Source organism: Rhizobium sp. WYJ-E13 (assembly GCF_018987265.1).
In the GTDB taxonomy this organism is placed as follows: domain Bacteria; phylum Pseudomonadota; class Alphaproteobacteria; order Rhizobiales; family Rhizobiaceae; genus Rhizobium.
Map to the genome: position 1 here is coordinate 114,349 of NZ_CP076853.1, position 12,724 is coordinate 127,072.

Annotated in this window: 13 protein-coding genes; 2 read left to right on the forward strand and 11 right to left on the reverse strand. The window is 61.6% G+C overall.

All coding sequences use genetic code 11. The annotated features are described in order from the left end of the window. Positions 1 to 38: 38 nt before the first annotated feature. From KQ933_RS00570 to KQ933_RS00590, 5 genes are all read right to left on the reverse strand, one after another. Positions 39 to 788: an ABC transporter permease gene (locus KQ933_RS00570; RefSeq protein WP_216756899.1), complete on the reverse strand. Its 750-nt coding sequence runs from the start codon at positions 786 to 788 to the stop codon at positions 39 to 41. Next, positions 785 to 1,729, reverse strand: coding sequence for an ABC transporter ATP-binding protein (locus KQ933_RS00575; RefSeq protein ID WP_216756900.1), 945 nt, complete (start codon positions 1,727 to 1,729; stop codon positions 785 to 787). The genes KQ933_RS00570 and KQ933_RS00575 overlap by 4 nt, the downstream gene beginning before the upstream one ends. Continuing rightward, the gene (locus tag KQ933_RS00580) at positions 1,726 to 2,892 is read right to left on the reverse strand and encodes an ABC transporter permease (protein ID WP_216756901.1); all 1,167 of its coding nucleotides are present in this window, start codon (positions 2,890 to 2,892) and stop codon (positions 1,726 to 1,728) included. The genes KQ933_RS00575 and KQ933_RS00580 overlap by 4 nt, the downstream gene beginning before the upstream one ends. Positions 2,893 to 2,951: 59 nt before the next feature. Beyond that, entirely contained in the window at positions 2,952 to 3,860 is a 909-nt protein-coding gene (locus KQ933_RS00585) for an ABC transporter substrate-binding protein (protein WP_216756902.1), read from the reverse strand. An 89-nt stretch (positions 3,861 to 3,949) separates the two neighbouring features. Next, positions 3,950 to 4,267, reverse strand: coding sequence for a hypothetical protein (locus KQ933_RS00590; protein ID WP_216756903.1), 318 nt, complete (start codon positions 4,265 to 4,267; stop codon positions 3,950 to 3,952). 40 nt (positions 4,268 to 4,307) lie between these two features. Between KQ933_RS00590 and KQ933_RS00595 the strand changes: the two genes are divergently transcribed. Beyond that, positions 4,308 to 5,522 (forward strand): LysR family transcriptional regulator, encoded by a 1,215-nt coding sequence (locus KQ933_RS00595; RefSeq protein ID WP_216756904.1) that lies wholly within the window; start codon positions 4,308 to 4,310, stop codon positions 5,520 to 5,522. A 33-nt stretch (positions 5,523 to 5,555) separates the two neighbouring features. Beyond that, a complete protein-coding gene (locus KQ933_RS00600) occupies positions 5,556 to 6,278 on the forward strand; it encodes a copper homeostasis protein CutC (protein ID WP_216756905.1) in 723 nt (240 codons plus the stop codon). Here KQ933_RS00600 and KQ933_RS00605 read toward each other — a convergent pair. The 6 genes from KQ933_RS00605 to KQ933_RS00630 all read right to left on the reverse strand — a co-directional run bounded on the left by KQ933_RS00605 (position 6,275) and on the right by KQ933_RS00630 (position 12,696). Continuing rightward, positions 6,275 to 7,294 (reverse strand): zinc-binding alcohol dehydrogenase family protein, encoded by a 1,020-nt coding sequence (locus KQ933_RS00605; protein WP_216756906.1) that lies wholly within the window; start codon positions 7,292 to 7,294, stop codon positions 6,275 to 6,277. The two genes, KQ933_RS00600 and KQ933_RS00605, sit on opposite strands and share 4 nt — an antisense overlap. 65 nt (positions 7,295 to 7,359) lie before the next feature. Continuing rightward, positions 7,360 to 8,334: an ABC transporter permease gene (locus KQ933_RS00610; protein ID WP_216756907.1), complete on the reverse strand. Its 975-nt coding sequence runs from the start codon at positions 8,332 to 8,334 to the stop codon at positions 7,360 to 7,362. Positions 8,335 to 8,361: 27 nt separating this feature from the next. Further along, complete coding sequence (locus tag KQ933_RS00615) at positions 8,362 to 9,915, reverse strand: sugar ABC transporter ATP-binding protein (RefSeq protein WP_216756908.1); 1,554 nt, start codon at positions 9,913 to 9,915, stop codon at positions 8,362 to 8,364. A 103-nt stretch (positions 9,916 to 10,018) separates the two neighbouring features. Next, complete coding sequence (locus KQ933_RS00620) at positions 10,019 to 11,008, reverse strand: ABC transporter substrate-binding protein (protein ID WP_216756909.1); 990 nt, start codon at positions 11,006 to 11,008, stop codon at positions 10,019 to 10,021. A gap of 212 nt (positions 11,009 to 11,220) precedes the next feature. Beyond that, positions 11,221 to 11,667: an RbsD/FucU family protein gene (locus KQ933_RS00625; protein WP_192728272.1), complete on the reverse strand. Its 447-nt coding sequence runs from the start codon at positions 11,665 to 11,667 to the stop codon at positions 11,221 to 11,223. Positions 11,668 to 11,676: 9 nt separating this feature from the next. After that, positions 11,677 to 12,696, reverse strand: a complete 1,020-nt coding sequence (locus KQ933_RS00630) for an aldo/keto reductase (RefSeq protein ID WP_216756910.1) — start codon at positions 12,694 to 12,696, stop codon at positions 11,677 to 11,679. Positions 12,697 to 12,724: the final 28 nt, after the last annotated feature.

A 12,724-nucleotide genomic window follows, 5' to 3' on the forward strand; every position in this document is an offset into this window, starting at 1 on the left:
CCATTACGACTGTCTCCGCTGCCTTGGTAGCCGCCCTTTCAAGCCGGACGCAAGCCCATTCTGCGCGTGATTGCGCCTTCCAGCATGCCGATGACATCATAGATCAGCACCGCCATCAGGCCGACGATCAGACCGCCCTGCAGGATGAAGGCGGTATTGTCGGAGATCAGGCCGGCAATGATGACCTCGCCAAGACCCTTTGCCGCAACCGTCGAACCGATCGTCGCCGTGCCGATATTGATGACCGTCGCAACCTTCAGCCCTTCGAGGATCAGCGGCAGGGCCAGCGGCAATTCGACCTTGAAGAGACGCTGCGTGCCGTTCATGCCCATCCCGTCGGCAGCATCCAGCACCTGCGGCGACACCTGCTTGAGGCCCGCGACCGTATTCTCGAAGATCGGCAGCAACCCGTAAAGGAAGAGCGCGATCAGCGTCGGCGCAGCACCAAAGCCGGTGGCGGGAACGGCAAGCGCCAGAACGGCGACCGGTGGAAAGGTCTGGCCGGCATTGGCGATGGCGCGCGATAGCGGCAGAAAGTCTGCCCCACTCGGGCGGGTAACGAAAATGCCGCCGAGAACGGCCAACATTGCGCTGCCGATGATGGAGACGAAAACCAGCTCCAGATGGCCGAGCGCCAGCGAAGCAAGACTGTTCTGCATATAGACGGGCGGCGCATTGTTGTTGGTCAGCGGCACCAGCATGAAGGAGAGCCACTCCGTCCTGAAGATCAGGATGAGAAGCAGCACCAATGCCAGCGCGCGAAAGAGGTTGGCGATGATGAATTTCATGCCTTGCGGCCCAGTTCGAGCAGCCGTTCCATCGAGATCGAACCGACCGGCGCCTTGTTGGCGTCCTGCACGGCTGCCTCATCGACGCCCTGCCAGATCATTTCGGCCAGCGCATCGCGCAGGTTCAGCGACTGCGCCAGCGAATAGGGCAATCCGGGCTTGGCAGGCTCCATGCTGTCCTTCAGCGGCGTCAGCGACATCAGTTTCAGCGCCCGGTCGGACGTGCCGGTCAGTTGCTGCACGAAAGGATCGGCAGGCTCGGTCAGGATCTTCTCCGGCGTCGAGCATTGCAGCATCTTGCCGCCGCTCATGACGGCAATCTGATTGCCGAGATGGAAGGCTTCGTCCATGTCATGCGTGACGAGGACAACGGTCGTCCCGAACTGTTTCTGGATCGCCAGCAGATCGTCCTGCGCCTTGCCGCGGATGACGGGATCGAGCGCCCCGAACGGCTCGTCCATCAGCAGCAGTTCCGGCTCGGCGGCCAGCGCCCGGGCGACGCCGACGCGCTGCTGCTGGCCACCCGACAATTGATGCGGATATTTTTCCGCAAAACTTGCCGGGTCGAGATTGAAGAGGCCAAGCAACTCCTTCACACGCCTGTCGGTACGATCAGCATCCCAGCCGAGAAGTTCCGGCACGGTGGCGATATTCTGTGCGACAGTCCGGTGTGGAAAGAGGCCATGCCCCTGGATCGCATAACCGATCTTGCGGCGCAGCTCCGTCGCAGGCACGTCCATGATATCCTGCCCGCCGACGAAGATCTGTCCTTCGGTGATCGGCACCAGCCGATTGATCATCCGCATCAGCGTCGATTTGCCGGAACCCGACGTGCCGACGATGACGGTAATCGAGCCCTTCTCGATACTGACAGAGACATTGTCGACGACGGTTGCAGAGCCGTAGCGCTTGGTGACGTTCCTGATCTCGATCATGCTCATGCGGCTGGCCCCTGGATGCTTTCGATGACCGCATCGAGGATGACGGCCGAGGAGAAGGCGAAGAAAACGGTCGGCACGGCGCCGAGCAGGACGAGGTCCATGGCTGTCTGGCCAAGCCCCTGGAAGATGAAGATGCCGAAGCCGCCGCCGCCGATCAGCGCGGCGATCGTCACCATGCCGATCGCCTGCACGAGCACGATGCGGATGCCGGTGAGGATGACGGGAAAGGCAAGCGGCAGGTCGATGCCGGTCAGGATCTGCCGGCGCGTCAGCCCCATGCCGGCGGCAGCGTCACGCACCGAGGGATCGACACCCTCGAGGCCGACCACGGTATTGGCGACGATCGGCAGAAGCGAATAGAGCACGAGCGCAATCAGCGCCGGCGCCGTGCCGATGCCGCGAATGCCGATATCGGCGGCAAGCGGTACATGCGTGGCGAGATAACCGAGCGGCAGCATCAATATGCCGAAAAGCGCCAGACTCGGGATGGTCTGGATGAGGCTCAACGTCTGCAGCACGATGGCGCGCAGTTTTGGCACCCAGAAACAGAGGATGCCGAGCGGCAATCCGAGAACGATGGCAATGGCGAGCGAACCGAAGGCGAGAAGCAGATGGGAATAGGCTTCGGTCCAGAACTGCGCCGAGCGCGTGGAGAATTCCCTGAGGATCGACAGGCTGTCGAGCAGGCCGGAGGAGAGGCAGGTGGCGAGCAGGGCCGTATAGGCGACAAGGGCCGCAACCCGCATCCACGGCGTCAGCCGGATCTTCACCAGCGCGTCGGAGATGATAAGGCCGATGACCCCGAAGAGCACCCAGAAGCTGCCGCCGGGCGTCATGCGCGCCACGGTGCTGCCGGGCGGGGTTGCAGCCGTCGCTGTCAGCCCGATGGCGGCGATCAGCCCCGCAAGGCAAAGCGTGCCGAGGGCGAGCCGGATGAAAGCGTTGCGCAGGAAGAGCGTTGCCAAGGCTGTGGCAGCCAGCAGAGCCAGCAGGATGAGGACTGATGTCTGAGGAAGAAGCTGCGTCAGCAGCATCGGCTTGCCGGCGGCGATACGGTTTGCCTTCACATAGATGAAAGGCAGAAGGGTTGTTGCCGCAATGCCGCCTGCCACCAGTACCACGCCGAGCCGGTCCAGCTTGCGGACCGCTAAGGTTTCTTCCATCGATCCAACCCTGTCCGGAAAGTGCCCCGCCCGGATACCGAGCGGGGCGCATCAGCCAATTATTTCAGGAAGCCTTTTTCTTTGAGATAGGCTTCGGCAACGGACTTGGCAGGCTCGCCATCGACCTGGATCTTGGCGTTGAGCTTGCGCAGCTCGTCTGCCGTCAGGCTCTGGAAGATCGGAGCGAGGATCTCCTGGATCTTCGGGTTTGCCTGCAGCACCGCTTCGCGGATGATCGGCGTCGGCGCATAGACCTGCTGCACGCTCTTGTCGTCTTCGAGAACCGTCAGCTCTGCTGCTTCGATAGCGCCATCGGTGCCGTAGACCATGGCGGTGTTGACGCCGTTGGTCTGGTCGGCCGCAGCCTTGATCGTCGCAGCCGTATCGCCGCCCGAAAGCACGACTTCCTGGTCAGGCTTCAGCGTGAAGCCATAGGTGGTCTGGAACGCGGGCAGGGCGCCTGCCGAATTCACGAATTCGGCGGAAGCCGCAAGCTTGGCGGCACCGCCACCCGAAACCCACTTGCCGAAGTCGGACATTGTCTTGAGGTTGTTCGGGCCGGCAACGTCGTTGCGCACGGCGAGCGCCCAGGTGTTGTTGGCCGGCGAGGGCGTCAGCCAGACGATCTTGTTGGCGTCGTAATCGAGCTTCTTGGCTTCCTGGTAACCCTGCTCGAGGTTCTTCCAGGCCGCGTCGTCGGCCTTGTTGAAGAAGAAGCCGGCATTGCCGGTATATTCCGGATAGATGTCGATTTCGCCTGCGGTGATCGCCTTGCGCACGACCGGCGTTGCGCCGAGTGCGATGCGATCCTGCGTCTTGATGCCGTTGGCTTCCAGGGCAAGCGCGATAACATTGCCGAGCAGCGTGCCTTCCGTGTCGATCTTCGACGAAACGACGACGTCTGCGGCGTGGGCCGCGCCGGCCGCAAAAGCGGAAAGCGAAACGGCAAGTGCGATTTTCCTAAACATGATTATCCCCTTGGTTGAACACCGTTAAACGTCGCGAAAGCCCCGGACGCGAAGCCTGCGCGCAATGAATTCTGCCGGCACGTCAGCCATCAGGCCATCATGCCGGAAATACGTGCGTCATGGAAATAGTGTGCCCGCCCGAAAAATCGATGACCGAAAAATCGATGCCCGAACATCGAGGCAGCCCCCTCCAGTATTCGCTCTCGCGGCGCGATTATGGCTGTCAATGCAGGTCCATGCGCGGAATTGCATTCCCTTTTCCAAGGCCGGCGCGATTTGTTTTTGTCCCCTGGCGTGTTTCCACGGTGTTCCGGTGCTTTTGATCGGTTCTGCCGCCGCCCGGATTTCTTATGGAGCGAACGATAGCCTGCACCTTCATGAGCAGGGATATCTTTTTTCACGAACACGTCATATCCTCCGCCTTTTCAGTCGTTTCCGGAGAATGCCTTGCATCTCGGCGCCCTTTTCATCGCAAGTCATGTCCTGTCCTCCGGTTCCATGCGCGAGACGGCGCGCCGCTTCAATATCTCCGTCTCGACCGTGTCGGCAGCGATCGACAGTCTGGAAACGGAGCTGGCTTTGAAGCTCGCTGAGCGTTCCTCGGGCGAACTGGTCATTCTGCTCGCCGGTGGCAGGGTTCAGGAGGGATTGGCCCCGATCCTCGCTGCGACGGAGCAGCTTGGCAACCTGCTCGGCCATCATGAGCCGGAGGCTTACGGACGATGGGCCGCGCGCATCCCCGTCAAGCTCGTCACGATGGAGCGTTACCTGGAAGTCGCCGATCAGGGCAGCATCAACAGAGCCGCCCGCCGTCTGCGCCTCGGTCAGCCGCAGCTTTCATTGCAGATTGCCAATCTTGAGAAATTCTTCGGCCATCGCCTCTTCGAGCGCCAGGCGCAGGGCTCGGCAATGACGGAAGAGGGCCGCTTTGCCTACACCGTCTTTTCGACGATCAGCCTCGCCTGGAACGAGCTGAAATCGGCCGCAGACGAGCGTTACCAGCGCACCGCCCGTTCGCTGCGCATCGGCGCCATCATTCCGACAGGCTCGGAAAGCTGGGTCGCACGCTGCCTGGGTAGCCTCGTTGCCGAGTGGAATGCTGGCCGCAGCAAGAATGCTTTATCGCTGGTCTCGATGACTGCCGACGATCTGCGTGAGGCGCTCAAATCCGGGCGCATCGATGTTGCGATCCTCGATTCCGTTTTCGGCCTTGAGAGTTTCCGCCATCGCGAATTGCTGCGCACCGAAATGGTGGCGATCGCCCCGCCTGACAGTACGGAAGCGACGGCCGCTGACCTCGTCGCCAGCCATCCGATCTGCACACCAAGCCCGCGCACCGGCATCGGCCATGCCGCCATGACCTTCGGCTACGACCGCACTCTGCATCGTCGTTTGCGGGATCGCGACATTACCGCAGCGGATTCACTGCCTGTCATCGTCGACCTCGTCGCCAATCACGGCTACGTCTCCTTTCTTGGCCGTGCCAGTGCCATGCCGATCGCCGATAGGGTGCGTATCGTCGAACTCGCCGAGCCGATGCTGATGTCCTACCACGTGGCCTTCAATCATCGGAAAGCTGCGGCTGACGCTTGCGACCTGCTGATCGCGACCGCGGCAAAAATTGTCCCGGCGCCTGTCGCGCAAAATGCCGCCGTTGCATAAATAGGCTGCGACGGAAGAAGAGGGATTCGGGATATGACGATTTTGCTGGAAGTATGCGTCGATAGCGCTCAAGGCCTTGAGGCTGCAATCGAAGGCGGCGCTGGCCGCATCGAGCTATGCTCGGCGCTGGAGCTTGGCGGACTGACGCCATTGCCGAGCCTGATGCGAATTGCGGTGCAAGCGCCGATCCTCGTCTATGCAATGATCCGCCCGCATGCCGGCCCCTTCATCTTCGATGCGACGGATGAGAAAGCGATGCTGGCCGATATCGATGCTGTCAGGGCCGCAGGCCTCGCCGGTGTCGTCATCGGCGCCAACCGGCTGGACGGCACGCTCGACATGCCGCTCATTCATCGTTTGAAGGCGCATGCCGAGGGCCTCGGCTCGACCCTGCATCGCGCTTTCGATCTCGTGCCGGATCCGGATGCGGCACTGGAGCAGGCGGTCGAACTTGGCTGCGAGCGCATCCTCACGTCGGGCTGTGTACCGAAGGCGATGGATGGGCTCGAAACGCTGAAGCGCATCTCCGCCAAAGCAACCGGCCGCATCTCCATCATGCCGGGCAGCGGCGTGCGCCCGGCCAATGTCGTCGAGATCCTGCGGGCAACGGGCGCACGTGAAGTCCACGGTTCCTGCAGCTCGGTCGTTGCCAGCGCCGATCCGCGCGCCGTCTCCTTCGGCTTCGACGTACCGACCTCGAACCGGACGGACGTCAATGTCGTTCGCCAGATGCGCGCGGCAATCGAGAGTGTTTAAGCCGCGACCTTGATCACGGCCTTGATGAGGCCGCTCTTCTCATGCGCCCAGCGGGCGAGGTCTCGCGGCGCATCGGCAAGCGTTGTGCGGTGGGTTATCAGCTTGTCGACCGGCACGAACGCCCCAGCAATCGAATCCGCAACATGTTCGAAATCGACGCGCGTCGCGTTGCGGCTGCCGATGACCATCATCTCTCGCTTGTGGAATTCCGGATCGGAAAAGCGGATATCGTCCTTCACGACGCTGACCAGCACCAGCGCGCCGCCATGGGCGACAAAGTTGAAGGCTTTCTCCATCGACGGCCCATAGCCCGTCGCATCGAAGACGACGTCGAAACCATCGCCATCCGTTTTTGCCTTCACGGCATCGAGGGTGCCGTCATCAGCGACGATGCCTGATGTGAACCCGAAGCGTTCGGAGGCCATCTGCAGCCGTTCAGCGCTCGTATCGAGCAGGGTCACATCATGACCGGCAATGCCTGAGAAAATCGCAGCACCCAGGCCGATCGGACCTGCGCCGATAACGAGCGAGCGCGAACCGGCTGACGCCATGGAGCGGCGCACGGCATGCGCCCCGATCGCCAGGAATTCGGTGGTCGCCGCCGCCTCCAGGCTCAGTCCCTTGGCGGCATAGAGATTGCCGGCCGGCACCACGATCTCCTCGCAGAAGGCGCCGTCGGTATGAACGCCGAGAACCTTGATATTGGTGCAGCAGTTCGGCTTGCCCTGCCGGCAGGCAACACAGTTACCGCAGGAAAGGTAAGGATTGACGATCACAGGCGTACCGACCGCCATCGCCACGCCGTCGCCGGCCTCCAGCACAATCGCCGAGATCTCGTGACCCATGACGCGCGGATATTCGAGGAACGGGTGTTTGCCTTCGAAGATGTGGTAATCCGTGCCGCAGATGCCGACATGGCTGACGGCAAGCCGTACCCAGCCGGGTGCAGGTTTTTCGGGGGAGGGGCGCTCGACGAGATCGAGGACGCCGGGTTCGCGGCAAAGGACTGCTTTCATGACGGTTCTCGCATTGCTGACATGAAGAAAGCCGGCCCTTGGGCCGGCTTCGTTTTGTATCTCGCTTAGCCCGCCCGGCGCCGGCGAAGCTGATCGAAATAGACGATCACGATGATCAGCAGGCCGGTGATGATGCGCTGCCAGAACGAGTTGACGTTCAGGAGGTTTGCGCCGTTGTTGATGGTCGCCAGAATGAAGGCGCCGATCAGCGGACCATGCACGGAGCCGACGGCTCCGAAGAGCGACGTGCCGCCAATGACGGAGGAAGCGATCGCCTGCAGTTCCCAGCCGTCTGCCTGTGTGGCGTTGCCGATGGCGATACGCGAGGCGAGCAGCACGCCGACGAAGGCCGCAAACGAAGCCGAGAGGATATAGGCGAGGTAGATCATGCCCTTGACGTTGACGCCGGAAAGGCGCGCGGCCTCCGCATTCGAACCGACCGCGAAGAGATAGCGGCCCCAGCGGCTCAGATGCAGGAAGACGAAGGAGGGGATCGCTACCAGGATGACCATCCAGAACAGGCTTGGAACGCCAAGGAAATCCGCTCGGGCGAAATTGCTGAAACTCTCATCGGTGATGCTGATCGTCGAGCCGTTGGTGATCAGCAGGCCGATGCCGCGCAGCGATGTCAGCGTCGCCAGCGTGATGATGAAGGGCGGCAGGCCCATATGCACGATGCCGAAGCCATGGAAAGAGCCGATCGCGACACCGATTGCCAGCGTCAGCAGGATCGCCGCCCAGAGCGGGACGCCCGCCTGCAGAAGCCAGGCGATGATGACGGTACAGAAGCCGACGATGGCGCCGACCGAAAGGTCGATGCCGGCGGTGATGATGACGAAGGTCTGGCCGAGCGCCAGGATCGCCGTCATCGCGCCTTGGCGCAGCAGGTTGGAGATGTTGAGCGGCGTCCAGAAGCTGGCTGTCGAGAAGCCGAGCACGACCCAGAGGAAGATCAGCAGCCCGATCAGCGTCAGGCCGAACAGGATGTTCATCTTCCGGCGCGGCGGCGGCGCGACGATTTCGGTGGGGGTGACAGTCATGAATTTTCTCCCTCTTATTCTTCTGGCTCAGACGCCGATCGCTTCGCTGAGCACTTCTTCATGCGTCGCCGCGTGGAAATCATGGCTTGCAACGAGCTTGCCGCTGCGGAAGACGTGCAGCCGGTCGGCCAGTTCGTAGACCTCGGGCAGGTAGGAGGAGATCAGGATAATGCCTGCTCCCTCCTTCAGCAGCTTGGCGAACAGCCGGTAGATTTCCGCCTTGGTGCCGACGTCGACGCCGACGGTCGGCTCGTCGAAAATGAACAGCCGGGCGCCGTGGCTCAGCCACTTGCCGATGACGATCTTCTGCTGGTTGCCGCCCGACATGCTGGAGGCCGGGACACGCCGGCTCGGCGTCTTGATGCTGAGATCGCGGATCTGCTTGTCGGCATTGGCCGATTCGCGTGTGTGATTGATGACCGGGCCGTTGCTGAGGCGTCCGAAGACCGGCAGGTTGATGTTGAGGCCGATCGGCAGGTTGAGGCAGAGCCCCTGGTCGCGCCGGCTTTCGGGCGCCAGCGCAATGCCGAGCTCCATCGCGGTTCGTTCGTTCCTGATGTCGACGCGCTTGCCCATCCAGTGGATTTCGCCCGCGCTTGTCGGCTGGCGTCCGTAGAGCCCGAGCGCAAATTCGCTGCGTCCGGCGCCGATCAGGCCATAGAGCCCGACGATCTGTCCTGCCTTGACGCTGAGCGACACGTCTTCGAAGCCCGGGCCGGTAAGACCCCTGACGTCGAGGATCGTCTCGCCGATCGGAATCTCTTCCTTATGATAGATCTGCTCGATCGAGCGATTGATCATCAGCGCGATCAGCTCGGCCTCGTTGGTCTCGCCGATGAGGCGCGTGCCGACATGCGTGCCGTCACGCAGCACCGAGACACGGTCGGCAAGCTCGAAGACTTCCTCCATGCGGTGGCTGATATAGACGATGGTGACGCCCTCGCCCTGCAGGCGGCGGATCAGCTTGAACAGCTGTGCGGATTCCTGGCGGGTGAGATAGGCGGTCGGCTCGTCGAAGATCAGGAACTGCGTGCCGCGCATGGCCGCGCGCGCGGTGGCGACGAGCTGCTGCTGACCGATCGTCAGCGAGCTCAGAAGCGCACCGGCCGGCAGGCCGAAGCCGAGATCGTCGAGAACGGACTGCGCCATCTTCTCCATCTGCTTCTTGCGCATGATGCCGAAGCGATTGACCTCGTCGCCGAGGAAGAGATTGGCGGCCACCGTCAGGTGCCGGCAGAGCACGACTTCCTGATGGACGGCGTTGATGCCGCGCGCGATTGCCTCGTTCGGCGTCGACAGTCCCACCGGATGGCCGCACCACAGCACCTCGCCGGCCGTGCGTGTGATGACGCCGGTGAGCAATTTGATGAGAGTGGATTTGCCGGCGCCGTTTTCACCGACGATGGCGTGGATTTCGCCGGCAAGGAAGGTCATGGTCGCGGGCTTCAGCGCCTGCACGTGACCATAATTCTTCTGCAGGCCTTTCAGTTCGAGGATGGGCGATCCGGTGGGAATTCGATTGGCTTCTTTCAGCGTCGTGCTGTCATCGTGGCGATGACTGACCTCTTCCAGTCCGACCATGGACCTCTCCTCCTCTTGTCACGTCTGCTCCATCCCCGGTGAACAATACCATGGATGAAAAGGGCCGCGCCGGTTTTTGAAGCCGCCGCGGCCACCTGCCGTTTTACTTGATCTTCGGATTCAGCAGCGCGTCGATCTTCGGATCGGCCATATTCGCCTTGGTGACGAGGTTTGCGCCCGTATCGACATTTTCCGGAACCTTCTCGCCCTTGGACACGGCAAGAGCGGTCTTGATGCCGTCATAACCCATGCGATAGGGGTCCTGAACGACGAGGCCGGCAATCGCGCCGTCCTTGAGGAAGCCGACCGTCTTGTCGTCGCTGTCGAAGCCGATGACCATGATCTTGTCGCCGAGCTTGTTTTCGGCGATCGCCTGGCCCACACCCTGCGCCATGATGAGGTTCGAGGCGAAGACGCCGACGAGGTTCGGGTTTGCCGTGATCAGGTCGGTCATCATGTTGAGGCCGGTCGTTGCCTGGCCGTCGCCATACTTGTCGGCGATCACCTTCAGGCCGGGATGCTTGGTCTTGATCTGATCCAGGAAGCCTTCGCGGCGCTGTTCCAGGGAGCCGACGCCGGGAAGGTTGGTCAGGATGACGACTTCGCCTTCTTCCTTGCCGGTCGCTTCCTTGATGGCGGCGGCAAGACCGTCGGCAGCGATGCGGCCGCCCTGGACGTTGTCGGTCGTCAGAAACGACTTGAATGCCTTGGAGTCGGCGCCGGAGTCGATGCCGATGATCGGAACCGACTTGGCGGCTTCATCGATCGGCTTGCCGAGTGCCTTGAACTCGGTCGGCGAGATGACGACAGCGGCCGGCTTGCCGGCAACGGCGTTCTCGAGAATGCTGATCTGGCCGTTGATGTCGGATTCAGCCTGGGCGCCAAGCTCCGGCACGTTGACGCCGAGATCCTTGCCGGCCTTGCGGGCGCCTGCCAGAACGATCTGCCAGTAGAAGGACGTCGTGTCCTTGACGATGATCGGGATCGTCACCTCGGCGGCAAAGGATGCGGCCGGCATTGCCGTGGCGATGACGGCAGCGCCCGCAAGTGCCGTAAAGGCGCGGCGAGACAGAATGGATTTCACGATACTCATAAGGGTTCTCCTCTCAGGGTGCGTTCTCCTCCAATGAAACCGGACCGCTGAACGCAGGCGGACGATTTTTTATCGATAAAAAACATTTACAGTGAGAAGCTAGCTGAGGCGCAGGCAAATTGCAAGTGTGCCTATTTCGCTTTTTTAGCCGCTAAATTGCCTCCCAAGCAGTTGTTTTCGTTTAAAATACATAAGGACCTAAAATAAGATCCTCAGTCGAATTGCACTTCGTGCGGATGCACGACACCCTTCTTCAAAATCAGGTTGCCATAGAGCCGGAACTCTGTGGTTGCGACGATGTAGGCGGCCTTCCGTGCCATCTCGTAAAAGGCGAAGCGTTCCACCGATGCGATGGAGAAATTACCGGCACGCCGGGTGACGATCTCCTGGAATTCGGCGCAAACCTCCGGCACGGCCTTGGGATCGCCGACCACTTCCATCCGCCATGCCGATTGCGGCACGAACGTATCGAGCGGCATATGGGTGAGGATCGCCTCGGCCATGGCAGTCGCGCTGACGCCATCGGCCCGGATGACGTCTGGTCCCATGCTGCTTGCCGGGAAATTGGCGTCGGCAATGACGATATCGTCGCCATGCCCCATGCTCTTCAGTGCATAGAGCAGATCGGGGCCGAGAAGCGGATGAATACCTTTAAGCATAGTGTCTCCTCAGACCCGCACGGCTTCGTCGCCGAGCGGCGCGGCAACCAGCGTATAGGGTTCGAATTCGGGATAGATGTCGGCGGGAAGCTGCGGTTCGAAGTTCTCCATGTTGCGAACGAGGCTCGAAGGCTTCGCCGTACCGATCAGCACCGAGGAGACAACGGGGTCGTGCAGCGGAAACTGCAGGGCAGGGGCGGCAAGCGGCACGCCGTGGCGCTTGGCCACCTCTTCCATTGCGCCCACCTTGGCGAGTACTTCCTCGGTTGCCGGCATATAATCGAAATGCGAGCCCGGCACCGGGCCGGTTGCGAGGATGCCGGAATTGAAGACGCCGCCGACGACGAAAGAAGTACCCTTCTGCCGGCAGAGCGGGATCAGTTCGGCAACGGCAGACCGGTCGAGCAGCGTATAGCGGCCGGCCATCAGGATTGTGTCGATATCGGCGTTGCGCATCACGTCGAGGCAGACAGGCACCTCGTTGACGCCGAGGCCGAAAGCCTTGATCGCGCCCGAGGATTTCAGCTGTTCCAGCGCCTTGATGCCGCTATCGAGGAAATTTTTCAGATGCACGGCATTCTTGGCCGCACCATGCGTATAGGCGCCGATGTCATGAACGAAGAGGATATCGATGCGGTTCAGGCCGAGGCGCGCATAGCTGAATTCCACCGATCGCATGATGCCGTCATAGGAATAGTCGTAATCGGCATCGAAGGAGAGCGGATCGACATAGCTGTAGTCGGGAACGGTGCCTGTCGGCACCGGGCGCAACAGACGGCCGACCTTGGTGGAGAGAACATATTCGTGTTCCGGCTTGTCCCGCAGGAAATCGCCGACGCGTCGTTCGGCAAGCCCGAGGCCATACCACGGCGCTACATCGAAATAGCGGATGCCGTGGTCCCATGCGGTTTCCAGCGTTTCCATCGCCTGCTCACGCGGGCAGGCACGATAAAGGCCGCCGAGGGCTGCGGCGCCGAAGCTGATTTCGGTCACCTCGAGCGCCGTCTTGCCAATTCTCCTCGTCTTCATCATTCCTCCTCGTGAAGACCCAATGTTT

Coding starts and splice junctions, on each gene's coding strand:
- KQ933_RS00625 (WP_192728272.1), bottom strand. CDS start 11,667: ATGCTTAAAGGTATTCATCCGCTTCTCGGCCCCGATCTGCTCTATGCA.
- KQ933_RS00570 (WP_216756899.1), bottom strand. CDS start 788: ATGAAATTCATCATCGCCAACCTCTTTCGCGCGCTGGCATTGGTGCTG.
- KQ933_RS00630 (WP_216756910.1), bottom strand. CDS start 12,696: ATGAAGACGAGGAGAATTGGCAAGACGGCGCTCGAGGTGACCGAAATC.
- KQ933_RS00585 (WP_216756902.1), bottom strand. CDS start 3,860: ATGTTTAGGAAAATCGCACTTGCCGTTTCGCTTTCCGCTTTTGCGGCC.
- KQ933_RS00620 (WP_216756909.1), bottom strand. CDS start 11,008: ATGAGTATCGTGAAATCCATTCTGTCTCGCCGCGCCTTTACGGCACTT.
- KQ933_RS00615 (WP_216756908.1), bottom strand. CDS start 9,915: ATGGTCGGACTGGAAGAGGTCAGTCATCGCCACGATGACAGCACGACG.
- KQ933_RS00605 (WP_216756906.1), bottom strand. CDS start 7,294: ATGAAAGCAGTCCTTTGCCGCGAACCCGGCGTCCTCGATCTCGTCGAG.
- KQ933_RS00600 (WP_216756905.1), top strand. CDS start 5,556: ATGACGATTTTGCTGGAAGTATGCGTCGATAGCGCTCAAGGCCTTGAG.
- KQ933_RS00610 (WP_216756907.1), bottom strand. CDS start 8,334: ATGACTGTCACCCCCACCGAAATCGTCGCGCCGCCGCCGCGCCGGAAG.
- KQ933_RS00580 (WP_216756901.1), bottom strand. CDS start 2,892: ATGGAAGAAACCTTAGCGGTCCGCAAGCTGGACCGGCTCGGCGTGGTA.
- KQ933_RS00575 (WP_216756900.1), bottom strand. CDS start 1,729: ATGAGCATGATCGAGATCAGGAACGTCACCAAGCGCTACGGCTCTGCA.